We start from the raw sequence: 24205 nt of genomic DNA, 5'->3' as shown, positions 1-24205 counted from the left end.
CGTTTCGTTCGGCGTGATCGCTATCGTCCGGCACTAGCGTGAGCGGCGTGATCGAGCACCTCGCCGATCCGCCCTTCTTCGGCGGACCGGGCCAAGGCACCCGTCAGATCGTCGAACTGTTCGTCGCCTTCGGCCTCACGGCGCTGATCGGCCTCGAACGCGAGGTGCAGGGGAAGAGCGCCGGACTGCGTACCCAGACGATCGTCGGAACGGCCTCGGCGCTGATCCTGCTCGTCAGCAAGTACGGCTTCCAGGACGTCGTGACGTCCGACCTCGTCGTGGTGGACCCGTCCCGCGTCGCCGCGCAGATCGTGTCGGGCATCGGCTTCCTCGGCGCGGGCATCATCATCTTCCGTCGCGGCTCGGTGCACGGTCTGACGACGGCGGCGGCCGTGTGGGAGTCCGCCGCGATCGGCATGGCCGCCGGCTCGGGACTCCTGCTGCTGGCCTGCACCGTGACCGCGATGCACTTCCTCATCGTGCTGGGCTTCATGCCGGTGGCACGACGACTCGCCGCACGGCTCAGCGGCGCCATCACGCTGCACATCACCTACGAGGACGGCCGCGGCGTGCTGCGGCAGGTGCTGGAGGCCTGCAGCCGCCGCAACTGGCAGCTCACCGAGCTGGCCGCCGACCCCGCCGGTGAACCCCTCGGCGCGCCGGCCGACCACGTCGGCGTCCAGGTGACGCTGGCGGGCTCGGGGATCCTGCGCGCACCGTTGGTGCTCGCCGACATCGACGGCGTCTCCGGTGTCCGCCAGCTCGAGGACGATCCCGACTAGCCGGCCCGCCGGATCGCACGCGACGAGGCCAGCACTCCGAGCGCCGCGATGCCCGCGAACACCCCGAACAGCCAGCGCGCGGCGGGCACGTCGCCCGACGCGTTCGCATTCACCACCACCCCGGCCAGGCCGGCGCCGAACGCCCCGCAGATGAGCTGCACGGTGTTGATCGCCGCGGCCGCCGTCGCGCCGTCGGCGGGGTCGTCGGTGGACCCCATCGCCCAGGCCGACAGATGTGGCCACGCCATGCCCACCCCGGTACCGGTGACCACCAGCGCCACGACCCAGACGGCGAGCACGACGCCCGACGCGTCCCGGGTCATCATGACCGCGCTCACCGCCAGGCCCGTCGCCATCACCAGCGGGGCACAACCCACCACCGCGGTGATCGCGCGTTCCCGTCTCAGCGAGGCACTGGCGATCTCCCCGACCGTCCATCCCACCGACAGGGCGACGCCGAGGAAACCGGCGGCCACGGGCACCAACCCGGCCAGACGCTGACCGAACAGCGGCACGTACATGTCCACCATGGTCGCGGCCATCAGGACGCCCAGCAGCAGATAGATCCACTTCAGCGGCCCGGCACCGAACGCGTGGCGCGGCAACACCGATGCGCCGGCCCGGCGGTCGACCACCAGGAAGGCGGCGACCAGCAGGACGCCGACGCCCAGCAGCGCGCACGTGGCCGCCACTGCGCGTGGGATGCCCGCGACGCTGATCGCGAGGGCCGCTCCACCGAGCAGCAGCAGCGACGGCACCGGGATGCCGACGGCGTCGCGCGGCAGCGCGGCACCCCGTGTCAACGCGAACGGCACCAGAAGCAGCATCGACACCGTCAGCAGCGCGAGCGCACCGAACGCCCACCGCCACGAGCCGTACTGCGCGAACAACCCGCCGGCGGCCGGGCCGACGATGGTGCCCACGCCCCACATCGCCGACACCAGGGCCGACGCCTTGGTCCATAGCGCGGCCGGCAGCGCGGTCTTGATCACGGCGTATCCGAGGCCTGCGAGCAGGCCACCGGCACCGCCCTGAACGGCACGTGCGGTCAGCAGCAGCTCCATCGACGGCGCCACGGCGCACGCCACGCTGCCCACGGCGAAGACGCTCAGCGCGGTCAGATAGGCCCGTCGCGGTCCCAGCCGGGACAGGACCGCGCCCACCGTCGTGGCCGCGACGACGGACGCGACGAGGTACACGGTGGTCACCCAGGCGTACAGCCGTTCGCCGCCGATCTCGGCGACGGTGCTGGGCAGCAGACTGATCGTGAGGAACTCGTTGATCGCGTACAGCGCGACGCCACCCGCGAGCACCGTCGAGGCGCCGACGTGGCGCGAGCCCACCAGGTCGCGCCAGCTCCCGGCATGCGTCGTGTCCGAGCGGGTCATGACCTCACGCTAAGAACTCAACCGGGGTTCAGGTCAAGCTATTTGAGACCCGCGGCATCCATGCCGCGCAGTTCCTTCTTGAGATCGGCGACCTCGTCGCGGATGCGCGCCGCCAACTCGAACTGCAGGTCGCGCGCCGCCGTCATCATCTGCTCGGTCAGATCCTTGATGAGGTCGGCGAGTTCGGCGCGCGGCATCGACGTGGTGTCGCGGCCCTCGACGACGCCCGCGCTGACCGCGCGCCCCGGCTCTCCCTGGGCCCGGCGGCCCCGCGAGGAGTTGCGTCCGGACCCGCCGACCTCGACGGTCTCCGAGTCGTCGGCCTCGCGGTACACCTGGTCGAGGATGTCGGCGATCTTCTTGCGCAACGGCTTCGGGTCGATGCCGTGGGCCTCGTTGTACGCGATCTGCTTGGCCCGACGGCGCTCGGTCTCGTCGATGGCCTGCTTCATCGAGTCGGTCATCGTGTCGGCGTACATGTGCACCTCGCCGGACACGTTGCGGGCCGCGCGGCCGATGGTCTGGATGAGGCTTCGCGGCGACCGCAGGAACCCCTCCTTGTCGGCGTCGAGGATCGCCACCAGCGACACCTCGGGCAGGTCGAGGCCCTCGCGCAGCAGGTTGATGCCGACCAGCACGTCGTACTCGCCGAGCCGCAGCTGCCGCAGCAGTTCCACGCGTCGCAGCGTGTCGACCTCCGAGTGCAGGTAGCGCACCCGGATCCCGGTCTCGAGCAGGTAGTCGGTGAGGTCCTCGGCCATCTTCTTGGTCAGCGTCGTCACCAGCACCCGCTCGTCGCGCTCGGTGCGCTTGCGGATCTCGCCGATGAGGTCGTCGATCTGGCCCTTGGTCGGCTTGACGATGACGTGCGGGTCGACCAGCCCAGTGGGACGGATGACCTGCTCGACGAACTCGCCGCCGGACTGGCTCAGCTCGTACGGGCCCGGCGTGGCCGACAGGTACACCGTCTGCCCGATCCGGTCGGCGAACTCCTCCCACGTCAGCGGGCGGTTGTCGACCGCCGACGGCAAGCGGAATCCGAAGTCGACCAGGTTGCGCTTGCGCGACATGTCGCCCTCGTACATGCCGCCGATCTGCGGCACCGTCACGTGCGACTCGTCGATGACGAGGAGGAAGTCCTCGGGGAAGTAGTCGATGAGCGTCGCGGGCGCCGTCCCGGGTCCACGTCCGTCGATGTGACGCGAATAGTTCTCGATGCCCGAGCAGAAGCCGACCTGCTTCATCATCTCCAGGTCGTAGTTGGTCCGCATCCGCAGCCGCTGCGCCTCGAGCAACTTGCCCTGGCCCTCGAGTTCGGCGAGCCGCTCCTCGAGTTCCCGCTCGATGCTCGAGATCGCCTGCGCCATGCGCTCCGGGCCGGCCACGTAGTGCGTCGCGGGGAAGATCCGCAGCGAGTCGACCTTGCGCACGACGTCGCCGGTAAGCGGGTGCAGGTAGTACAGCGCCTCGACCTCGTCGCCGAAGAACTCGATGCGTACCGCGAGTTCCTCGTAGGACGGAATGATCTCGACGGTGTCGCCCCGGACGCGGAAGGATCCGCGGGTGAAGGACATGTCGTTGCGGGTGTACTGCACGTCGACCAGCAGTCGCAGCAGCCCGTCGCGCGGCACCTCCTGGCCGACCTGCAGTTCCACCGACCGGTCCATGTAGGACTGCGGCGTGCCGAGGCCGTAGATGCAGGACACCGACGCCACCACGACGACGTCGCGCCGGGACAGCAGACTCGACGTGGCCGAGTGGCGCAGCCGCTCGACGTCGTCGTTGATCGAGCTGTCCTTCTCGATGTACGTGTCGGTCTGGGCGATGTACGCCTCGGGCTGGTAGTAGTCGTAGTACGACACGAAGTACTCGACGCTGTTGTGCGGCAACATGTCTCGCAGTTCGTTGGCGAGCTGCGCGGCCAGCGTCTTGTTCGGCGCCATCACCAGCGTCGGCCGCTGCAGCCGCTCGATGAGCCAGGCCGTGGTCGCGGACTTGCCGGTACCGGTGGCACCGAGCAGCACGACGTCGCGCTCGCCCGAGCGCACCCGGCGTTCCAGCTCGTCGATCGCGGCGGGCTGGTCACCGGCGGGCTCGTACTCGCTGACGACCTCGAAGCGGCCACCCGAGCGCACCATGGCATCCACGGGGCGGTACTCGGAGTGCGCAAGCACGGGGTGTTCGGTCGCGAAAGCCATGGTCACCAGGTTAAGCGCGGAGTCCGACAAGTTCATTCCCGCACGTCCGACGGGCGCGCTAGCGTGACGCCGTGCGCGAACCGCTTCGCATCGCCCTCCGCGTCCTCGGGCTGGTCCTGCTGCTCGTCAGCGTGGGGTGCCTGGTCCTGCTCGTCTGGCCCGGTCCGGGACGGGTCGCCGAGGTCCTCGGCGTCACCTGCGGCGACGACGGACTGGGGCCGTCGCGCCCGTGCAGTTGGCTCGATGCGGCGGACCTGCTGTGGACCGGTTTCGTCCTGCTTCTGATCGCCGGGTTCGTGCTGCGCATGTGGACCCGCCCGGAGGGCACGCGGCCGTTCACCATCGACCTCGGCCGCCGCCGGTCGTGAGGCAGCGGATCCACCCGCCCAAGCGGGAGGTCTTCGACGTCGGCCGGCGGATCAACGTCGACCCCAAGGGCATCGAACGCACCGTCGAGGTCTACGACGTGCGGCCCTGGGGTCTGTACATGGCCCGGCCCACCCCCGGCCGGGCGCAGTTCCACTTCCTCGAGTCCTGGCTGCTCCCGACGCTGGGGCTGCGCGCGTCGGTGTTCCACTTCAACCCCGGTCACGAGCGGGACCAGGACTACTACCTCGACGTCGCTCGCGTCAGCCGCGCCGGTGAGGTCTGGCATACCGAGGATCACTACCTCGACCTGGTGGTCCGCACAGGTCGTGACGTCGCGATCACCGACGTCGACGAACTCCTGGCGGCGGTGGTGGACGGCCGGCTGGACGAGGAAACCGCTCAGCGCGCCGTGGGGACGGCCGTCGCCGCGGTCGACGGGCTGGCGCGGCACGACTACGACCTGGCGCGTTGGCTGGCGGGCCACGACATGGTCCTCACCTGGCGCTCGGCGTAAAGTCTCCGGACATGAGTTCTGGCAAACGTGGCTGGCTTGCGGCCGGCGCCGTGGCCGTCCTGGCGGCGGGAGCGGCGTTGACCGCGCCCCCTGCGCCGGCGGACCCCGCGACGCCGCCGCCGGCTCCTGCCGAGGCGACGCCACCGGTGCCCGGAGAGGCGACGCCGCCGGCCCCCGGAGGGGCGGCGCCGCCGGTGGGTCCGGGCCCGCACAACGTCGTGTACCGCGCGCGGGTGGACGGCGTGGCCCGCGGTGCGTCGATCACCTACAAGCTGTCGGACACCGACTTCAACACCGCCGACCCGACGATGGTGCCGGGCCGCACCTTCGAGGCGACCGGCGTGGTGAGCGATCCGCAGCAAGCCGGCATGCAGGTGTCGATCCAATGGCCCTACAGCGCGAGCCTGCACTGCGAGATCCTCGTCGACGACCAGATCGTGGCGCAGGCCGACCAGTTCGTCGCGCCCCGCTTCACGCCGCAGCGCAACGACCCCGGCTACGGCGTGCTGAGCTGTGGCTCGGTGACGAACTTCCCCACCGGCAACACCCAGCCGGTCGACGCGCCCGCACCGGTGCCCGCGGTCCCCGCCGCGCCCGCTCCCGCCCCACCGGCCGCCTGACCCGTCAGGGTTGCCAGCCCGTCGCCCGTGCCCACGCCTCGGCGCGCGGACGGGCCTCGGCGAACCACGGTTCCTTCGCCTCGGCGTACGCACCGGTGTCGGCGTGTCCGGCGTCGGCGACGGTGCGCTTCCACGCCAGGTAGTCGGCGCGGGCGTCGGGATCGGCGCGCAGCCAGTCCCGGAACAGCAGGGCGAAGCGCTGATTCGGGTTGCCATCGGCGCGTAGGTGGACGTTCGTGAGCCGTCCGGGGTCCGCCGAAGCGTGGAACCGCTTGGTCCAGCCGTCGACGTCGTCGGTGTGCGGAGTGTCGGCGGTGACGTCCGCGACGCGTGGGTAGCCGGCGGTGACGATGGCGTCGCTCAGCTCGTCGGCGACGGCGAGGTCGCGGACCGTCACCTGCACGTCGATGACGTCCTTCGCCGGCAGGCCGGGCACCGCGGTGGAGCCGACGTGGTCGATGCGTACGGCGTGGTGGCCGCACGCCGTCTGCAGCCGGGCGACGATGCGGCGGGCCTGGTCGGGCCACGTGGGGTCCGCGTCGACCAGCACGGGCGCGCCGACCGCCGGTGTGCCGGCGTCGAGGTTGTGCGCGAACGGGAGGATCCGGTCCTGCCACAGCGCCCGCGCCCGGGCGCGGAGGTCTTCGGCGTCGCCGTGGTTGTCGAGCCACACGTCCGCGACGTCGCGGCGCTGCTGCTCGCTGGCCTGCGCCTTGATCCGGGCCCGCGCGTCGGACTCGGAGAAGCCGCGGTGCTCGACGAGCCGGCGGATGCGGACGTCCTCGTCGGCGTGCACGATCACCACGAGCGGGAACATCGGGGCCATCTGGGACTCGACCAGCAGCGGGATGTCCTCGACGATGACGGCGTCCGCTGGTGCCGCGTCGATGATTTCGGCGCGCCGGGCCCCGACCAGCGGGTGCACGATGCCGTTGAGCGTCGCGCGCTTCTCGTCGTCGCTGAAGGCGATTGCCGCCAGCGCCGGCCGGTCCAGGGCGCCGTCCGGCCGCAGGATGCCGTCGCCGAAGGCCTCGACCAGGCGTGCCAGTCCCTCGGTTCCCGGTTCGACGACCTCGCGGGCGATCACGTCACCGTCGACGACGATCCCCCCGAGATCGCTGAACGTCGCCGACACCGTTGACTTGCCGGCGCCGATTCCGCCGGAGAGACCGATTCGCAGCACGGGGTCAGTCTGGCAGGCGCGCGTCGGCGCTCAGCCCTCGACGCCGGTGAGTTCGACGGTCGGCTGCGCGAGGGTGGTCTCCGCGACGACCGATCCATCGGTCAGGTCGAGGGCCACCAGCCGACGGGCGCCGGGCTCGCTGACGTAGGCGACGCCGTCCTGCACGTGCAGGTTGGGCATCGGCGACTGCCACTCGTCGGGCTCGGTCCAGGCCGCGACGGCACGGTGGTGTCCGATGCGCTGGGCGGTGACGGGATCGAAGACGTGCAGGAAGCCGTCCGTGCCGAGGATGACGACCTCGCCGTCGGGACCGCGGTCCAGCGAACGGAAGCTGTAGCTCGCGTCGATCGGCACGACCCGCAGTGTGCCGGTCCCGGTGTCGGTCAGGGTGAAGCGGCGAGGACGTTCCACCTCGGCGTCGCGGTCGGTCTTGTAGTCACCGAGGACGACCGGCGACACGTCACTGCCGGCCTGATTGCCGATGCGGCCGTACGGGTCGGGGCTCGCGATCTTGCGGAACTCGGTGCCGCGCACGACGAGGATGCCGTCCTCGCAGCCGAAGGTGAGCACGCCGTCGGCTGCGGCGGCCTCACCGTGCAGGCCGGGGCACTGGTCGTTGACGGCGAGCTGACGGCCGTCTCCGTCGACGATCCGTGCGCCACTTCGGCTGTCGGCATCGCCGACGCTGACCGCCAAGGTTCCGTCGGCGCGCCGAACCGCAACGCCGTGGTGCGGCTCGGTCACCAGAGCCGTGGTGGGCCGTCCGTCTCCGGTGAGCAGCGCCCGTGGGTCGACGACGTCGACCTCACCCGTGCCGTCGCTGAACAGCGTCACCATGCCGTCGTGTGCGACGACGTGTCCGGGCTCGGCGCCCCCGAAGCGCATGTCGGTGAGTTGCGGCGCGGCCGTGCAGTGGTGACCGTGGTCGCCGTGCGCCGCGGTCCAGGTGCCCATGTCGAGCACGGCGAACCCGTCGGATTGCGAGACCAGCACGTGCCGCCCATTACCGGCGGAGTTCAGTCGGACGAAGCCCTCCACGGGGACGTCGGCGATGGGCTTCAGGGTGCGGGCGTCGAGCACCAGCACGCCGCCGTCGTAGCTGAGCGCCAACCGGGGCGTCGCCGTGGCCCGCTCGACCGGCGCGGCGGACGGTGCTGCCGTGGAGGACGCCGCCGTGGAAGATGCCGCCGTGGAAGACGTTGCCGTGGACGGCCCGGCGGTGCCGGACTCGGCGGCGCATCCGGCCGCCAGCGCCGACAGGGACAGGATGCTCAGGACGCGCGCGATCGACATGGCTGGAGTCAAACAGCCAATGAAAATCATTGTCAATTAGCGATTCATGCACACGTCGAGGCGGAGACGACGAACGCCCCGGCTCCGAGGAGCCGGGGCGTTCGCCGTGTGTGCTACGGGTCGGCGCGACGAATCAGGCGCTGCCGGCCAGCTTCTCGCGCAGCGCCGCGAGCTGGGCGTCGCTGGCCAGGGTGCCACCGGTCGGCTCGTCGCCACGCGACGTCGAACCGTTGGACGCCGGACGGCTGGCCGCCTCGGCGTCCGCCGCAGCGAACTTCTCCATCTGCGCGGTGTGCATCTTGTGCCGACGTTCGGCCTCGGCGTACCGGGCCTCCCACTCGTCACGCTGCTTCTCGAAGCCCTCGAGCCACTCGTTGCTGTCGGCGTCGAAGCCCTCGGGGAAGATGTAGTTCCCCGCATCGTCGTAGCTGTCGGCCATGCCGTACTTCGAGGGGTCGAACTCCTCGGTGTAGTCCTCGTTGGCCTGCTTGAGGCTCAGCGAGATGCGACGACGATCCAGGTCGATGTCGATGACCTTGACCATCGCGTCGTCGCCGACCTGGACCACCTGGTCCGGGACCTCGACGTGGCGCTCGGACAGCTCGGAGATGTGGACCAGGCCCTCGATGCCCTCCTCGACGCGGACGAACGCACCGAACGGGACCAGCTTGGTGACCTTGCCCGGCACGATCTGGCCGATCGCGTGGGTACGGGCGAAGTGGCGCCACGGGTCTTCCTGAGTCGCTTTGAGCGACAGCGACACCCGCTCGCGGTCCATGTCGACGTCGAGCACCTCGACGGTGACCTCGTCGCCCACCTGCACGACCTCGGACGGGTGGTCGATGTGCTTCCAGGACAGCTCGGAGACGTGCACAAGGCCGTCGACGCCGCCGAGGTCGACGAACGCGCCGAAGTTGACGATCGAGGACACGACGCCCTTGCGGATGGCGCCCTTCTGCAGCTGGTTGAGGAACTCGCTGCGCACCTCGGACTGGGTCTGCTCGAGCCAGGCGCGGCGGGAGAGCACGACGTTGTTGCGGTTCTTGTCCAGCTCGATGATCTTCGCCTCGATCTCGCGACCGATGTACGGCTGCAGATCGCGGACGCGCCGCATCTCGACCAGCGACGCGGGCAGGAAGCCGCGCAGGCCGATGTCGAGGATGAGGCCACCCTTGACGACCTCGATGACGGTGCCCTTGACGGCCTCGTCCTTTTCCTTGAGTTCCTCGATGGTGCCCCAGGCCCGCTCGTACTGAGCGCGCTTCTTGGACAGGATCAGGCGACCTTCCTTGTCCTCCTTGGTGAGGACCAGGGCTTCGACCTCGTCGCCGACGGAGACGACCTCGGAGGGGTCGACGTCGTGCTTGATCGAGAGTTCGCGGGAAGGGATGACGCCTTCGGTCTTGTAACCGATGTCGAGCAGGACTTCGTCGCGGTCGACCTTGACGATGGTCCCCTCGACGATGTCGCCATCGTTGAAGTACTTGATGGTCTTGTCGATGGCGGCGAGGAAGTCCTCAGCCGAGCCGATGTCGTTGACGGCTACTTGCGGCGAGGTGACGGAGGGACTTGGCATGTGGTGGGTGGCTCCGGACAGGTTTTCTCGTAGGGACGGCTATCATTGGCTTCGGCGCGGCTGCGCCGAGGTGTCGTACCAGCGATGATCGCGATGACGCACACAGGTACCCGTCGAGACTACTCGCCTGGGTACACGCTGGACAAACCCGGTCCGTCGGCACCGCTACCGTGACCGTCGTGCACATGCCTCCGGTGCCTCGCCCCTACGCCTCGATGCCGCTGCCCCGGCGCCTGCGAAAGGTCGGTGCGCCGATCGGCGTGCTGATCCTGATGGGTCTCGTCACCGGGTTGATCGTCATCGGCCTCACGGCGCTGAATCCAATCGGTACCGCGATCGGCTTCGTGCTCGCCAGCCTCGCGATCGCGGTCGTCGTGGCGGCCTACCTGTGGCTGGACCGCTGGGAACCCGAGCCGCTGCGGCTCCTGGTCTTCGCGTTCCTGTGGGGTGCGTCGGTGGCGGTGGTGCTGTCCCTGGTCCTCGGACTGTGGCTCGAGGCCGTGGTCGCGCCGGCGGCCGCCGACGACGGCTCGACGAGCGCGTTCTCCGTCGTCATCGGCGCGCCGCTCATCGAGGAGGCGGCCAAGTGCGCCTTCCTGCTCCTCATGCTGACCGGTCGGCGCCGCCACGAGATGAACTCGCTCACCGACTGCCTGGTGTACGCCGGTCTGGTGAGGGCGGGCTTCGCCTGGCTCGAGGACATCCTCTACATCGCGAACGGCGAGTCCGTCGGCGACGCACTGGTCACGGCGGCGTTGCGGCTCGTCATGGCGCCGTTCGCCCACCCGTTGTTCACGACGATGTTCGCCTTCGGCGTGTACGTCGCCCTGCAGCAGCGCAGCGCCGTCGTGCGCCTCGGCGCGCTCGGGACCGGATATGCGGCGGCGGTCCTGCTGCACGGACTGTGGAACGGTTCCTCGCTGGTCGGCTTCGGGGCCTACCTCGGGGTGTACGTCCTGTGGATGGTGCCGATCTTCGGCCTCGCCGTCGGGCTCGCCGTCTACGGACGCCGGCGCGAACAGCGCGTCGTCGCCGAGAAACTGCCCGGCATGGTGGCCGCCGGACTCGTCACCGCCGGCGAGGCGACGTGGCTCGGGTCGCTGCGCACCCGCACCGCCGCCGTCGCCGAGGTGCGTCGCCGCCACGGTGCTGACGCGGCCGCGGCGGTGCGGGCGTTCGCCGTCCAGGTCACCGAACTCGCCTTCGTCCGCGATCGCCTCGATCGGGGATTCGGGGACGCCCGCGTGCAGCAGCTGCTGATCGAGGAGGCTTACGCCGTGCACGCCGCACGCGCCGCGGCACCGGCACTGCGGTGGCCAACACCCCATCCCGGTCTCGGCTGAGCCGCGCCGCACCGTGGCGTCACAGCGGCCGTCCAGCTCGCCGACATAGCGTGCGGACGTGCTCCAACACGTCGTCGACTACGCCGGGATCGCGGTCCTCGCCGCGTCCGGGTCCGTCGTGGGCATTCGCAAGGGCTTCGACCTGTTCGGCATCGCGACCATGGCCGTGCTCACCGGCGTCGGGGGCGGTGTCCTGCGTGACGTGCTCATCGACGTCGACCCGCCGACCTCGCTGCAGCGCTGGCCGGACATCACGCTGTGCGTACTGGTGTCGGTCATCGCGACGGTGTTCGCCCGCACCGTCGTCAAGCTGACCCAGCTCGTCGTCGTCCTCGACGCGGTCGGGATGGGGTTCTTCGCGACGTCGGGTGCCGCCATCTCGGTCGATCACGGGGCGAGTTGGTTCGCGGCGGCCGTGCTCGGCGTGGTGAGTGCCGTGGCGGGGAGCGTGATCCGCGACGTCGTCGCCCGCGACGTGCCCATGGTCATGGGTCCGGACGACATGTACGCCGCTCCCGCCATCCTCGGATCGGTGCTGTACGTGCTGATCGACCACGCGGGTTCGCAGTGGCTCGGCGTCGTCGTCGGGTCCCTGGTCGCCACGCTGCTGCGGCTGGCGGCCATCACCTTCCATTGGCGTTTGCCCACGGCGCCGCGCGAACTCATCGCCCACGAACACCACCTGCCGCGCGGGGCGCCACGGGCGGAGGACACCCCGCAGCCGGAGGACACCCGGGCCGCCGCCCGCGCCCGAGTGGACGCCGACGCGCCCTAGTGCGCTGCCGCGTCCCAGCTGCGGCCGTAGCCCACCGACACCTCGAGCGGCACGTCCAACGAGTACGCACTGCCCATCTCGTGCCGGACGAGGCGTTCGAGATCGTCGTGCTCCCCGTCGGCGACCTCGAGGAGCAGTTCGTCGTGCACCTGCAGGAGCACCCGCGACGACAGACCCGCCTTCTTGATCGCCGCGTCGACGTTGATCATCGCCACCTTGATGATGTCGGCGGCGCTGCCCTGGATCGGCGCGTTGAGCGCCGCACGCTCGGCGGCCTCGCGCACGTTGCGGTTGCTGCTGTCGAGTTCGGGCAGGTAGCGCCGGCGTCCGAACACCGTGGAGGTGTAGCCGTCCTTGCGGGCCTGGTCCACCACGTCACGCAGGTAGTCGCGGATGCCGCCGAACCGGGCGAAGTACTGATCCATCTGCACCTTCGCCTCGTCGGTGCTGATCTTCAGCTGGGCGGCGAGGCCGTAGGCGCTCAACCCGTAGGCCAGTCCGTAGGACATCGCCTTCACCCGGCGGCGCAGTTCGGCGTTCACCTCGTCGATCGGCACGTCGAACGCCCGCGACGCGACGAACGAGTGCAGGTCCTCGCCGGTGTTGAAGGCCTCGATCAGGCCCTGGTCACCGGACAGGTGCGCCATGATGCGCATCTCGATCTGGCTGTAGTCGGCGGTCATCAGCTCGGCGTAGCCGTTCCCCACCACGAACGCGTCGCGGATCTGCCGGCCCGCCTCGGTCCGGATGGGAATGTTCTGCAGGTTCGGCTCGGTCGAGGACAACCGTCCCGTTGCGGCGATGGTCTGGTTGAACGTGGTGTGGATGCGACCGTCGGAGGCCACCGAGTTCAGCAGCCCGTCGACCGTCACCTTGAGCCGCGTGGCGTCCCGGTGGGTCAGCAGGTGCTGGAGGAACGGGTGGCCGGTCTTGTCGAAGAGGCCCTGCAGGGCGTCGGCGTCGGTGGTGTAACCGGTCTTCGTCTTCTTGGTCTTCGGCATCTCGAGTTCGTCGAACAACACCACCTGCAGCTGCTTGGGCGAGCCCAGGTTGATCTGCTTGCCGATCACCTCGTACGCCGCCTCGGCCGCGTCGCGGATCTGGTCGCCGAATTGGCTCTGCAGCTGGCCGAGCAACTCGAGGTCGACGGCGATGCCCGCCGACTCCATCTCGGCCAGCGTGCGCTGCACCGGGAGTTCCATCTGCCCGAGCAGTGAGGATGAATCGATGCGGGCCAGTTCCTCGTCGAGCGCGTTCGCGAGGTCCATGACGGCCGACGCGCGCAGGATCAGCGTCTGCACCGCCTGGTCGTCGACGCCCTCGGAGTCGTCCAGCAGCGAGAGTTGTTGCTGCTCGGGGCTTTCCGCACGCAACTCACGACGCAGATAGCGCACCGACAGGTCGTCGAGGGCGAAGCTGCGCTGCCCGGGCCGGACCAGGTAGGCCGCCAGCGCCGTGTCCGAGGTGACGCCCCGCAGCGTCCAGCCGCGACCCTCCAGGTCGTGCATCGCGAGCTTGGCCTCGTGCAGCGCCTTCGGCGGCCCCGGGTCGGCGAGCCAGGAAGCCAGGGCGGCCTCGTCGTCGGGCTGCAGCGTGGCAGTGTCCAGATAGAGGCCCTCACCGTCGGCGGCGACGATCGCCAGCGCCGTGGCGTCGGCGTCGAAGGCGAGGTGGGTGCCGACGACCGCCATGCCGAACCGGTCACCGTGGCCGTGCGCGGCCAGCCAGGTCGCCAGCGTGCCCGGCTCCAGCACGCCGCCGCGGACGTCGAAGCCGGCCTCCACCTCGGGATCGGCGGAGGCGAGCGTCTCGAAGAGCCGGTCGCGCAGGACGCGGAACTCGAGGTCGTCGAACAAGCGGTGGATCTGGTCGCGGTTCCAGGGCTGCATGCGCAGCGTGTCCGGCGTCTGCGCCAGCGGCACGTCCTTGACCAGATCGGTCAGCTCGCGATTGAGGATGACGTGGGACAGGTTGGCGCGCAACGAGTCTCCGACCTTGCCCTTCACCTTGTCGACGTTGTCGACGAGGTCCTGCAGCGAGCCGTACTCGACGATCCACTTGGATGCCGTCTTCTCCCCCACCCCGGGGATGCCCGGCAGGTTGTCGCTGGGGTCGCCGCGCAGCGCCGCGAAGTCGGGGTACTGCGTCGGGGTCAGCCCGTACTTCTCGACGACGGCCTCCGGGGTGAAGCGCGTCAGCTCGCTGACGCCCTTGCGCGGGTAGAGCACCGTGACGTCGTCGCTGACCAGTTGCAGCGAGTCGCGGTCGCCCGTCACGACGAGCACCCGGAAGCCCTCCGCCTCGGCCTGCGTGGCGAGCGTGGCGATGATGTCGTCGGCCTCGAAGCCCGGCTCGGCGAGCACGGTGATGCCGAGGGCGCCGAGCACCTCCTTGGTGATGTCGATCTGGCCGCGGAACTCGTCCGGCGTCGCCGACCGGCCGGCCTTGTACTCGGGGTACTTGTCCATGCGGAACGTCTGGCGCGACACGTCGAAGGCGGCGGCGACGTGCGTCGGCTGCTCGTCGCGCAGCAGATTGATCAGCATGGCGGTGAAGCCGTACACCGCGTTGGTGGTCAGACCGCCCTGGGTCTTGAAGTTCTCGGCGGGCAGCGCGTAGAACGCCCGGAACGCCAGGGAGTTGCCGTCGAGCAGCATCAGCGTGGGCTTGGCGGCGGCGGATTCGGCGGCGGTGCTCGTCGTCGCGGTCTTGGCGGGGCTCACGGCCCTCACTCTATGCGGGCCCACCGACGCGCAGACGGCGGCGAGCCATCCCGACCAGCACCCGCGCCGCCGGACTCATCGGGCCGGCGGCGCGCCAGGCGAAGACCAGCCGGCCGCGCAACGGCGGCGCGAGGACGACGGCATGCAGCTCCGGACGGGCCGTGGCCGCCGATTCCGGCAGGATCGCCACGCCGAGCCCGCGCGCGGCCAGGTCGGCCAGCGCCTGCGGCGTCGAGGCCTCCAGGGCGACGCGCACCGTCACGCCCCCCGCGGCGCAGGCGTCGTCGAGCAGGCGACGGATCCCGGTGCCGACGGGCAGCGCGATCACCGGCTGGTCGGCCAGGTCGGCGACGGCGATGCCACGGCGTCGCCGCCAGGCGTGCGTCCCGGCGACGGCCGCCACGATCCGCTGATCAGTGACCACCTCGGCGGCCAGGCCCACTGGGAGATCCGTGCCCACCGACAGGATCGCGGCGTCGAGACGGCCGGACCGGATGCCGTCGACCAGGGCGTCGGAGTCATCGGTGCCGAGCGTGATGTCGACGAGCGGATGTTCGCGGTGGAAGTCGGCCAGCAGGCCGGCCATGTCGAAGTCGTGCGCCGTGACGCTGCCGACGGTGATCGAGCCCCGCACCAGATCGCCGAGCTCGGCCACCGCCGTGCGGGCGTCACCGACGGCGCGCAGGGCAGCCCGGGCGTGCGGCAGGAGCGCCTCCCCCGCCGCGGTGAGTCGCACCGCGCGCCGGTTGCGGTCGAACAGCGGCTGGCCGAGTTCGCGTTCCAGACGCCGGATTTGGGCGCTGACCGCGGGCTGCGCGACGTGTTCGCGTTCGGCGGCCCGCGTGAAGTTGGCCTCCTCCGCCACGGCGACGAAGTAGTCGAGCTGCCGCAATTCCATAAGCGATGATTATAGAAAGCCGAACGAAGATGTCTTGGACTTCTCGAAGGATCCGGCCGACGCTGGAGGCCGACGGACGCACCACCCATCGACCTCCAAAGGAGCGCTCTCGTGACCACCTTCGTCCTCGTTCCCGGAATGTGCCACGGCGCGTGGTGCTTCGACGGCCTGGCGGCGGGGTTGCGGTCCGCCGGTCACCGCGTCCTCGGGCTCACCCTCACCGGTGTGGCCGAACGGGCGCACCTCCTGCCCGGCGGGGTCAACCTCGACACGCACCTCGCGGACACTCTCGCCGCGATCGACGCCGACGCACGCGACGTCGACGACCTCGTGCTCGTCGGACACAGCTACGGCGGCATGGTGATCACCGGGGTCGCCGACCGCATCCCCGACCGCGTCGACGCGCTGGTCTACCTCGATGCGGTCGTGCCCATCGACGGCGAGTCCTGCTGGGACGTCGTGAACGACGCCGAGCGGCAGTGGTACGTCGGCGTCGACGACACCGGCTTCGGCGTGCCGCCGTTGCCCTTCTTCGACGAGCGCGCCACGGCGCATCCCCTCGCCAGCGTGATGCAGCCATTGCGCCTGTCCGGCGACCTCTACCGGTTCCGTCGCCGGGACTACGTGTACGCCACGGACTGGCCCGGCGAATCGCCGCTGCGTCGCTCCTACGATCGCGTGCGGGACGACCCGCGCTGGACGTGCCACGAACTCGACGCCAAGCACAACCTCATGCGGGACCGTCCCGCCGACCTCCTCCGCATCCTCGGCGACGTCGCGGCGCGCTGAGCCGAACTGCAACACGTTTCAGTTCGGGGGTCGGGATCGTCTACGCTGACCGGGTGCCTGGTGATATCGACACCCCCACGCGACTACCGGCCATCGACGGATGGTGGAGCGAGGACGGCTCCGGAGCCCCGCATCTGCTGGCCGGGCGGTGCGAGCAGTGCGGCACCTACGTCTTCCCGCCGCGGGCCAACAACTGCCCCAACCCCGGTTGCGACGGTGACAGCCTCGCGCAGGTGCCGCTCTCGCGACGCGGCACCCTGTGGAGCTACACCGAGAACCAGTACGCGCCACCACCGCCGTACCCGTCGCCCGACCCGTTCGAGCCGTTCGCCGTCGCTGCCGTCGAACTGGCCGACGAGGGCATCATCGTGCTGGGCAAGGTCGTCGAGGGAACGCTGGCCGCCGATCTGACGGTGGGCATGCCGATGGAGCTGACCACCATGCCGCTGTACGTCGACGACGAGGGCGTCGAGCGCGTCGTCTACGCCTGGCGGATCGCGGACGCGACGAGCGCGAAGGACGGTGCCGCGTGAGCCCGGAGCCGGTGTACGTCCTCGGGGCGGGCATGCACCCGTGGGGAAAGTGGGGCAACGACTTCACCGAGTACGGCGTCGTCGCCGCGCGAGCCGCGCTGGCCGAGGCCGGCCTGGACTGGCGGCAGATCCAGCTCGTCGCCGGTGCGGACACCATTCGCAACGGCTACCCCGGCTTCGTCGCCGGTGCGACGTTCGCCCAGAAGCTGGGCTGGAACGGCGTGCCCGTCAGCTCGAGCTACGCGGCCTGCGCCAGCGGCTCGCAGGCGCTGCAGAGTGCACGCGCCCAGATCCTGGCCGGCTTCTGCGACGTGGCGCTGGTGATCGGCGCGGACACGACGCCGAAGGGGTTCTTCGCGCCCGTCGGCGGGGAGCGCCGCAACGATCCCGACTGGCAGCGGTTCCACCTGATCGGTGCCACTAACCCGGTGTACTTCGCCATGCTGGCACGGCGCCGAATGGACCTCTACGGCGCCACGCTCGAGGACTTCGCCCAGGTGAAGGTGAAGAACGCCCGCCATGGCCTGCAGAACCCGAATGCCCGTTTCCGCAAGGAGAGTTCGGTCGAGGACGTGCTCGCCAGCCCGGTGGTCGCGGATCCGCTCCGGCTGCTCGACATCTGCGCGACGTCCGACGGCGCCGCCGCCCTCGTCGTCGCCAGCAAGTCCTTCGCCGAGAAGCACCTCGGCTCGGTGGCCGGCGTGCCGTCGGTGCGGGCGGTCAGCACCGTGACGCCCCGGTATCCGCAGCACCTGCCGGAGCTGCCGGACATCGCCACGGATTCGACGGCCGTGGTGCCCGGCCCGGACCGGGTGTTCAAGGACCAGATCCTCGACGCCGCCTACGCCGAGGCGGGCGTCGGCCCCGAGGACGTCGACGTCGCCGAGGTGTACGACCTGTCCACCGCACTCGAACTCGACTGGTACGAGCACCTCGGTCTGTGCGCCAAGGGCGAGGCCGAACAGCTGCTGCGCAGCGGGGCGACGACCATCGGTGGCCGGGTGCCGGTCAACCCGTCGGGTGGCCTGGCCTGCTTCGGCGAGGCCATCCCGGCGCAGGCGATCGCCCAGGTGTGCGAACTCACCTGGCAACTGCGCGGACGGGCCACCGGCCGTCAGGTCGAGGGCGCCACCCTCGGCGTCACCGCGAATCAGGGCCTGTTCGGCCACGGCTCGTCGGTGATCGTCGCGCGCTAGGAAGGCGACGGACGCTACGCCGGCGACTCAGGCGACGCCGAGGTACGCCGCGCGGATGCTGTCGTCCTTGAGCAGGTCCCGGGCGTTGCCCTCGCGGGTGACGCGGCCGGTCTCCAGGATGTAGGCGCGGTCGCTGCGGCTCAGCGCTTGCTGGGCGTTCTGCTCGACGAGCAGCACGGTGGTGCCTTGGGCGTTGATCTCCGAGATGATCCGGAAGATCTGCGAGATGACCATCGGCGCAAGGCCCATGGACGGTTCGTCGAGCAGCAGCACGCGTGGACGCGCCATCAGCGCCCGGCCGATCGCGAGCATCTGCTGCTCCCCACCGGAGAGCGTGCCGCCGACCTGGCTGCGCCGCTCGGCGAGCCGCGGGAAGGTCTCGAACACCCAGTCCAGCCGCTCGCGATGCTCCGAGCGGTTGGCGAACTTCCGTCCGTAGCACCCCATCTCGAGGTTGTCCGTCACCGTCATGCCGGGGAAGACACCCCGGCCCTCGGGCGCCTGAATCAGCCCGTCCGTGACCCGCTTGTGGGCCTTGACCCGCGACACGTCCTGGCCGTCGAACCACACCGAGCCACTCGTCAGCGGTCGCAACCCCGAGATCGCGCGCATCATCGTCGTCTTGCCGGCCCCGTTGCTGCCGAGCAGCGTCACCAGTTCGCCCTCGCGCACCGTCACCGAGACGCCGTGCAGCGCCTGGATCCGGCCGTAGTGCACCACGGCGTCGCGCACCTCCAGCAGAATCGGCCGGGGGTCGAGGTCGACGGGCTGCGGGGTCTCGGGCGAGTTCGTTTCATCCGAGTTCGTCATCGGGCACTCCCAGATAGGCGGCGATCACGGCCGGGTCCTCGCGGATGTCGGCGGGCAGTCCGTCGGCGATCTTGCGGCCGAACTCCAGCACCACGATGCGGTCGGTGACCCCCATGACCAGGCGCATGTCGTGTTCGATGAGCAGCACCGTGTAGCCGTCGTCGCGGATCGCCTGGATGAGGTCGATGAGCGCCGACTTCTCGCTCGGGTTGAAGCCGGCGGCCGGTTCGTCGAGGCACAGCAGCTTCGGCTCGGTGGCCAGCGCCCGCGCGATCTCCAGGCGGCGCTGGTCGCCGTAGGGCAGGTTCTTGGCCTTCTCCTCGCCGCGGTGTGCGATGCCGACGAATTGCAGCAGGGCGGCGGCTCGCTCGATCGCGTCGCGTTCCTCGCGGCGGTGCCGCGGCGAGCGCAGCAGCGCGCCCGGCACGGACGTCTCGTGCCGCGCGTCGGTGCCGACGACCACGTTCTCCAGCGCGGTCATCTCCCCCCACAGCCGGATGTTCTGGAAGGTCCGCGCGATGCCGCGTCGGGTGATCTGGTGGCGCTTGACCTTGCCGAGCGGTGCACCGTCGAACGTGACCGATCCCGAACTCGGGCGGTACACGCCGGTGATGGCGTTGAAGCACGTCGTCTTGCCCGCCCCGTTCGGGCCGATCAACCCGAGGATCTCGCCTCGCCGGATGTCGAAGGTCACGGCGTCGAGCGCGGTGAGACCGCCGAACTTCACCGTGAGGTCCTTCGTCTGCAGCAGCGTCTCGCCCTCGGCGGCGCGCACGTCGCGGTGCAGCGCGGCGAGGTCCTCGTCGATCAGCGGTTCTCCGGTGCCGGGTTCGGTCATGCCGCCGCCTTCGTCTCGTCGGCGCTGCGCAGCAGGCGCTTCGCGGACTTGCCGTAGGCGAGCAGCTGCTGACGCACTGGGAACAGGCCCTGCGGCCGGAAGATCATCAGGACCACCAGCGCGAGGCCGAAGAACAGGTACTTCAGGTCGCCCAGGTTGACGCCGAGGAACTCGACGCCGAGCAGGCGGTTGGGCAGGTACACGATGATGAACGCGCCGAAGACGACGCCGAGCTTGTTGCCCTGTCCACCGAGCACGACGGCGCACAGGAACAGCATCGAGTTGATGATGTTGAACGTCGGCGGCGCCACGTACTGCACCTGACCGGCATACAGCGCACCGGACAGTCCACCGATCGCGGCGCCGATGACGAACGCCCACAGTTTGAAGCGGAACGTGTTCACGCCCATGACTTCTGCGGCGTCCTCGTCTTCGCGGATCGCCACCCAGGCGCGGCCCACCCGGCTGCGTTCCAGGTTGCCGACCAGCAGCAGGATGCCGACGATCATGACGAGCCCGAGCCAGAACCACCACGTGCCGTAGTTGGCCGTACCGGCGGAGTTGCCGTTCGAGAACACGCCGTCGGGCAGGCCGTCGCGCTCACCCACGTGCGGGTAGGCGATCTGATTGAGGCCACGGGGACCGTTGGTGACGTCGGCGAGGTTGTCGGCCATCAGGCGGATGATCTCGCCGAAACCGAGCGTCACGATCGCGAGGTAGTCACCCCGCAGCCGCAGCGTCGGCGTCCCGAGGATGAGGCCGGCCAGCGCCGTCACCGCCATCGCCAGCGGCACGCAGGACAGCCAGGCCCAGTCGGAGCTGAAGAATCCGCTCGCCCCCAGCTGATTCCACGGGCTGTCCGGACTGGTGAGCAGCGCGACGGTGTAGGCGCCCACGGCGTAGAAGCCGACGTACCCGAGGTCGAGCAGACCGGTCTGGCCGACGACGACGTTCAGGCCGATCGCGATGATGGCGATCATCGCGAACTGCGCCATGGTGCCGCCGAAGCTGATGCCGGGGGTGTTGAGGAAGGGCGGCGTGTAGAGCGGCAGGAGGGCCAGCAGGATGAAGCCGACCGCGCCGACCACCCACTTCGCCCCGCGGCTCAGCCCGGCCCACCACTGCCGCAGACCGTCTCCGGGCGCCATCAGCCGCGAGGTGGTGGGCGACGGCTGCGCCGGCGTCTCGTCGTGCTGCGTCATGCCCTCGCCTTTCCGAGACTCTCGCCGAGGATGCCGGTCGGCCGGATGAGCAGGACCAGCACCAGGAGGACGAACGCGACGACGTCGCGCCACTGGGTGCCGAACAGGGCCTGGCCGTAGTTCTCCATGATGCCCAGCAGCAGACCGCCGAGCAGCGCCCCGCGCAGGTTGCCGATGCCGCCGAGGACCGCCGCCGAGAACGCCTTGATCCCGAGCAGGAAGCCGCCCGAGTAGATGATGCCCTGCGGCACCTTGAGCGTGTAGAGCAGCGCCGCGGCGCCGGCGAGCAGTCCGCCGATGAGGAACGTCGTCATGATGATGCGCTCACGGGAGACGCCCATGAGGGTGGCCGTCGTGGGATCCTGGGCCACTGCCCGGATTCCGCGACCGAACTTGGTGCGGTTGATCGCCAGGTCGGTGAGGATCGCGAACACCAGCGCGGCGACCACGATGACGATCGTCACGTTGGACACCGCGGCGCCGAAGACCGTGAACTGCGTCTTGGGCTGCACCAGCACGATGGGCTGCTGCGCATTGGATCCGCCGTACCCGTCGATGATGTGCGGGAGGATGAAGTGCACGAATTCCTGCAGCACGAAGGACATTCCGATGGCGGTGATGAGGAACGTCAGCGGCCGGGCGTTGCGCTTGCGCAGCGGGCGGTAGGCCACCGCCTCGAGACCGACCGCCGCCGAACCGGATACCAGCATCGCGAACACCATGGCGATCGCGAGGTAGAGCACCGTCAGCGCGATGCCCCGGTTGTAGGCGTTGCCGCTCGGGGTGAAGCCGAGGATGACGTCGAGACAGAAGTAGGCGCCGAACATGCCGAGCATGAAGATCTCGGAGTGCGCGAAGTTGATCAGCCGCAGCACGCCGAACACCAGCGTGTAACCGACCGCGACGAGGGCGTAGATCGCTCCCCACGCCAATCCGTCGATCGTGAACTGCCAGAAGCCGTTCAGCAGGTTGTCGACGTTGAAGTTGATGTTGGCGGCGGTGCAGACGTACTGACCTAGACAGTCGGACGGCATCGGCTTCGGCGGCTCCTCGCTCGGGGTGTACGGCGTGGCGTCAACGAGAACGCGTCCGGAACCAGGCTGTTCCGGACGCGTCCCCGTCGTCGAATCGCCTACTGCACCTTGAACATCCAGATCAGGTTGGTGGTCAGCTCACCGTTCGGCGTCCACTGGTAGTTGCGTGCGACGCCCTGACCGTTGTAGTTGCGCACGAAGTCGAGCAGCGCCGGGCGCGTGATGGCCCCCGAGTCGATGCCCTTGAGCAGGATGGTGCCGAGGTCGTATCCCTCGGTGCTGTAAGTGCCCGGCGCCTGGTTGAACTTCTTGGTGTACTCGTCGGCGAACGAACCCGTTGCCGGGCCGCACGGGCAGGACAGCAGCGCGTCCTTCGAGGCCTCACCGGCCTGGTCGACGAACTGCTGGTCCTTGGTGCCGTCGGCGCTGACGAAGGTGGCCGTGACGCCGCCATCCTTGAGCTGCTGCACCAGCGGCGCCGCCTCGGAGTAGTAGCCGCCGTAGAAGACGGCGTCCGGGCTGGCGCCCTTGATCTGCGTCACCGCGGCGGAGAAGTCCTTGTCGCCCTTCTTGACCGAGATGTTGCACTGCGCGTCGGCCACCGGGCCGAGCGTCTCGCGCACCGCGGTGGCGAGACCCAGTCCGTAGTCGGTGCTGTCGTCCACGACGCACACCTTCTTGAAGCTCAGCGTGTTCTTGAGGTAGTTGGCGACCGACGGGCCCTGCACCGCATCGTTGGCGAGACCGCGGAAGAACGTCTTCCACCCGTTCTCGCTGAGCGTGGGGTTGGTTGCCGAGGCGGTGGTGGCGACGAGGCCGGCCTGATCGAACACCGTGCCGGTGGCCTTGGTCTCGCCGGAGAACGCCGGTCCGACGAGGCCGATCGTGTACTGGTCGTCGACGATCTGCGGGGCGATCGCGGTCGCCTTTTGCGGGTCGCCCTCGGTGTCGAACTTCTTGAGCTGCACCTGGCAGCCCGGGTTGGCGGCGTTGTGCTTGTCGATCGCGAGCTGGACGCCGTTGACGATGTTGATGCCGAGCGCGGCGTCGGGGCCGTTGAGCGCCCCGGCCATCGCGATGGAGACCGGCGGGCACGTCGCCTTGCCGTCGCCCGCCGGATCGGCGGGCGCCGCGCCCGCGGCGGCCTTCACTTCGGCGCCGTTCTCGTCGATCTGCACCTGCTCGACGATCTTCAGGTCGGACTGCGACGAGCTCTCCTCGGGCGCGGCCTGATTGCAGCCGGCCAAGGCCAGGACGAGCATGCCCGCGCTTCCGAGAGCAAATGCACTGCGTGCCACGCGACCGTGCACGTTTCACCTCCGGGTCGAGAGTTGTCATCGGCCCCGCCGCGATGCCGGGATACGGCCCGGGCGGCGGTGCTTCGGGTAGAACATAGCCAACGCATGGCCGCAGTGCGTGATGTTGGGAAAGGCCAGGGTCGAGTCGGCTGAACGAGCGGCCGAAACGACGTTTCCGGAAACCTGCTCGTTACGTGTCGCCGGGCGCGTCGAGTGTCTCGAGGACCACTTCGGCGACCCGCTTCATGGTCGTCCTGCGGTCCATGGCGGCGCGCTGGATCCACTTGAACGCCTCGGGTTCGCTCATCCCCTGCTTCTGTTGCAGCAAACCCTTGGCGCGCTCGACGAGCTTGCGCGTCTCCAGCCGGTCCGACAGCGTCGCCACTTCCTGCTCCAGCGCGGCGATTTCGCCGAATCTGCTCACCGCCAGTTCGATGGCCGGAATGAGGTCGGTGACGGAGAACGGCTTGACCAGATAGGCCATGGCGCCGGCATCGCGTGCACGTTCCACGAGTTCGCGCTGCGAGAAGGCCGTCAGCACGACGATGGGGGCGATCCGCTTGGCGGCGATCTCGGAGGCCGCGTCGATGCCGTCCCGACGAGGCATCTTCACGTCCATGATGACGAGGTCGGGGGTGAGGCTCTCGGCCAGTTCCACGGCTTCCTGCCCGTCACCGGCCTGCCCCACCACGTCGTAACCCTCCTCGCGCAGCATCTCCGCGAGGTCGAGTCGGATGAGCGCTTCGTCCTCGGCGATGAGGACGCGGCGCGGTGCGGCGGCGTCCGACGGTGAACCGGTCATGTCGACATTGTGGCGCGACGGGGCCGGTTGGGCGACCTCGG

Annotated in this window: 22 protein-coding genes; 9 read left to right on the top strand and 13 right to left on the bottom strand. The window is 69.7% G+C overall.

The annotated features are described in order from the left end of the window. Positions 1 to 50 precede the first annotated feature (50 nt). On the top strand, positions 51 to 782 hold the full coding sequence (locus tag FZ046_RS19135) for an MgtC/SapB family protein (protein WP_070356282.1): 732 nt from the start codon (positions 51 to 53) through the stop codon (positions 780 to 782). On the opposite strand, the gene FZ046_RS19130 is transcribed toward FZ046_RS19135, so the two are convergent. Together FZ046_RS19130 and uvrB are read right to left on the bottom strand one after the other, a co-directional pair. Continuing rightward, positions 779 to 2170, bottom strand: a complete 1392-nt coding sequence (locus FZ046_RS19130) for an MFS transporter (protein WP_149484296.1) — start codon at positions 2168 to 2170, stop codon at positions 779 to 781. The genes FZ046_RS19135 and FZ046_RS19130 overlap by 4 nt on opposite strands. Before the next feature lie 38 nt (positions 2171 to 2208). Next, a complete protein-coding gene (uvrB, locus tag FZ046_RS19125; protein WP_070356281.1) occupies positions 2209 to 4368 on the bottom strand; it encodes an excinuclease ABC subunit UvrB in 2160 nt (719 codons plus the stop codon). Between the two features lie 71 nt (positions 4369 to 4439). Between uvrB and FZ046_RS19120 the strand changes: the two genes are divergently transcribed. Genes FZ046_RS19120 through FZ046_RS19110 form a run of 3 tightly spaced genes read left to right on the top strand, consistent with a single transcriptional unit; the run spans position 4440 to position 5871 of the window. Further along, positions 4440 to 4736, top strand: coding sequence for a hypothetical protein (locus FZ046_RS19120; protein WP_070356274.1), 297 nt, complete (start codon positions 4440 to 4442; stop codon positions 4734 to 4736). A gap of 8 nt (positions 4737 to 4744) precedes the next feature. After that, positions 4745 to 5251 (top strand): ribonuclease FAU-1 family protein, encoded by a 507-nt coding sequence (locus FZ046_RS19115; RefSeq protein ID WP_070356280.1) that lies wholly within the window; start codon positions 4745 to 4747, stop codon positions 5249 to 5251. Between the two features lie 11 nt (positions 5252 to 5262). Then, positions 5263 to 5871, top strand: a complete 609-nt coding sequence (locus FZ046_RS19110; RefSeq protein WP_149484295.1) for a hypothetical protein — start codon at positions 5263 to 5265, stop codon at positions 5869 to 5871. A 4-nt stretch (positions 5872 to 5875) separates the two neighbouring features. Here the strand turns inward: FZ046_RS19110 and coaE are convergent, their stop codons facing one another. From coaE to rpsA, 3 genes are all read right to left on the bottom strand, one after another. Beyond that, positions 5876 to 7054, bottom strand: coding sequence for a dephospho-CoA kinase (coaE, locus tag FZ046_RS19105; protein WP_070356009.1), 1179 nt, complete (start codon positions 7052 to 7054; stop codon positions 5876 to 5878). Between the two features lie 30 nt (positions 7055 to 7084). Beyond that, complete coding sequence (locus tag FZ046_RS19100) at positions 7085 to 8347, bottom strand: hypothetical protein (protein ID WP_070356008.1); 1263 nt, start codon at positions 8345 to 8347, stop codon at positions 7085 to 7087. Positions 8348 to 8480: 133 nt separating this feature from the next. Beyond that, positions 8481 to 9923 (bottom strand): 30S ribosomal protein S1, encoded by a 1443-nt coding sequence (gene rpsA / locus FZ046_RS19095; RefSeq protein WP_070356007.1) that lies wholly within the window; start codon positions 9921 to 9923, stop codon positions 8481 to 8483. Between the two features lie 185 nt (positions 9924 to 10108). Between rpsA and FZ046_RS19090 the strand changes: the two genes are divergently transcribed. Beyond that, positions 10109 to 11266, top strand: a complete 1158-nt coding sequence (locus FZ046_RS19090; protein WP_070356011.1) for a PrsW family intramembrane metalloprotease — start codon at positions 10109 to 10111, stop codon at positions 11264 to 11266. A 58-nt stretch (positions 11267 to 11324) separates the two neighbouring features. Beyond that, positions 11325 to 12041, top strand: coding sequence for a trimeric intracellular cation channel family protein (locus FZ046_RS19085; RefSeq protein WP_070356006.1), 717 nt, complete (start codon positions 11325 to 11327; stop codon positions 12039 to 12041). On the opposite strand, the gene polA is transcribed toward FZ046_RS19085, so the two are convergent. Both polA and FZ046_RS19075 read right to left on the bottom strand, forming a co-directional pair. Continuing rightward, positions 12038 to 14764, bottom strand: a complete 2727-nt coding sequence (gene polA, locus FZ046_RS19080; protein ID WP_070356005.1) for a DNA polymerase I — start codon at positions 14762 to 14764, stop codon at positions 12038 to 12040. The two genes, FZ046_RS19085 and polA, sit on opposite strands and share 4 nt — an antisense overlap. A gap of 10 nt (positions 14765 to 14774) precedes the next feature. Then, on the bottom strand, positions 14775 to 15662 hold the full coding sequence (locus FZ046_RS19075; RefSeq protein WP_070356004.1) for a LysR family transcriptional regulator: 888 nt from the start codon (positions 15660 to 15662) through the stop codon (positions 14775 to 14777). 111 nt (positions 15663 to 15773) lie between these two features. Between FZ046_RS19075 and FZ046_RS19070 the strand changes: the two genes are divergently transcribed. Genes FZ046_RS19070 through FZ046_RS19060 form a run of 3 tightly spaced genes read left to right on the top strand, consistent with a single transcriptional unit; the run spans position 15774 to position 18180 of the window. After that, on the top strand, positions 15774 to 16451 hold the full coding sequence (locus FZ046_RS19070; protein WP_070356003.1) for an alpha/beta fold hydrolase: 678 nt from the start codon (positions 15774 to 15776) through the stop codon (positions 16449 to 16451). A 53-nt stretch (positions 16452 to 16504) separates the two neighbouring features. Then, positions 16505 to 16984, top strand: a complete 480-nt coding sequence (locus FZ046_RS19065) for a Zn-ribbon domain-containing OB-fold protein (protein ID WP_070356002.1) — start codon at positions 16505 to 16507, stop codon at positions 16982 to 16984. Between the two features lie 32 nt (positions 16985 to 17016). Further along, the gene (locus tag FZ046_RS19060; protein WP_246183069.1) at positions 17017 to 18180 is read left to right on the top strand and encodes a lipid-transfer protein; all 1164 of its coding nucleotides are present in this window, start codon (positions 17017 to 17019) and stop codon (positions 18178 to 18180) included. A gap of 27 nt (positions 18181 to 18207) precedes the next feature. Here FZ046_RS19060 and FZ046_RS19055 read toward each other — a convergent pair whose 3' ends face one another. The 6 genes from FZ046_RS19055 to FZ046_RS19030 form a co-directional block, all read right to left on the bottom strand. Further along, positions 18208 to 18990, bottom strand: a complete 783-nt coding sequence (locus tag FZ046_RS19055; RefSeq protein WP_176749667.1) for an ABC transporter ATP-binding protein — start codon at positions 18988 to 18990, stop codon at positions 18208 to 18210. Then, positions 18974 to 19828 (bottom strand): ABC transporter ATP-binding protein, encoded by an 855-nt coding sequence (locus tag FZ046_RS19050; protein WP_070356000.1) that lies wholly within the window; start codon positions 19826 to 19828, stop codon positions 18974 to 18976. The genes FZ046_RS19055 and FZ046_RS19050 overlap by 17 nt, the downstream gene beginning before the upstream one ends. After that, a complete protein-coding gene (locus FZ046_RS19045) occupies positions 19825 to 21030 on the bottom strand; it encodes a branched-chain amino acid ABC transporter permease (RefSeq protein WP_070355999.1) in 1206 nt (401 codons plus the stop codon). Before FZ046_RS19045 ends, FZ046_RS19050 begins: the two co-directional genes overlap by 4 nt. Then, positions 21027 to 22064, bottom strand: a complete 1038-nt coding sequence (locus FZ046_RS19040; RefSeq protein ID WP_070355998.1) for a branched-chain amino acid ABC transporter permease — start codon at positions 22062 to 22064, stop codon at positions 21027 to 21029. The genes FZ046_RS19045 and FZ046_RS19040 overlap by 4 nt, the downstream gene beginning before the upstream one ends. A 98-nt stretch (positions 22065 to 22162) precedes the next feature. Further along, a complete protein-coding gene (locus FZ046_RS19035; protein ID WP_070355997.1) occupies positions 22163 to 23374 on the bottom strand; it encodes a branched-chain amino acid ABC transporter substrate-binding protein in 1212 nt (403 codons plus the stop codon). Positions 23375 to 23552: 178 nt separating this feature from the next. After that, positions 23553 to 24164 (bottom strand): two-component system response regulator PdtaR, encoded by a 612-nt coding sequence (locus FZ046_RS19030; RefSeq protein WP_070355996.1) that lies wholly within the window; start codon positions 24162 to 24164, stop codon positions 23553 to 23555. Between the last annotated feature and the right edge of the window lie 41 nt (positions 24165 to 24205).

This window comes from Mycolicibacterium grossiae (assembly GCF_008329645.1).
Lineage (GTDB): Bacteria > Actinomycetota > Actinomycetes > Mycobacteriales > Mycobacteriaceae > Mycobacterium > Mycobacterium grossiae.
This window is presented reverse-complemented; position numbering and strand designations above follow the sequence as displayed.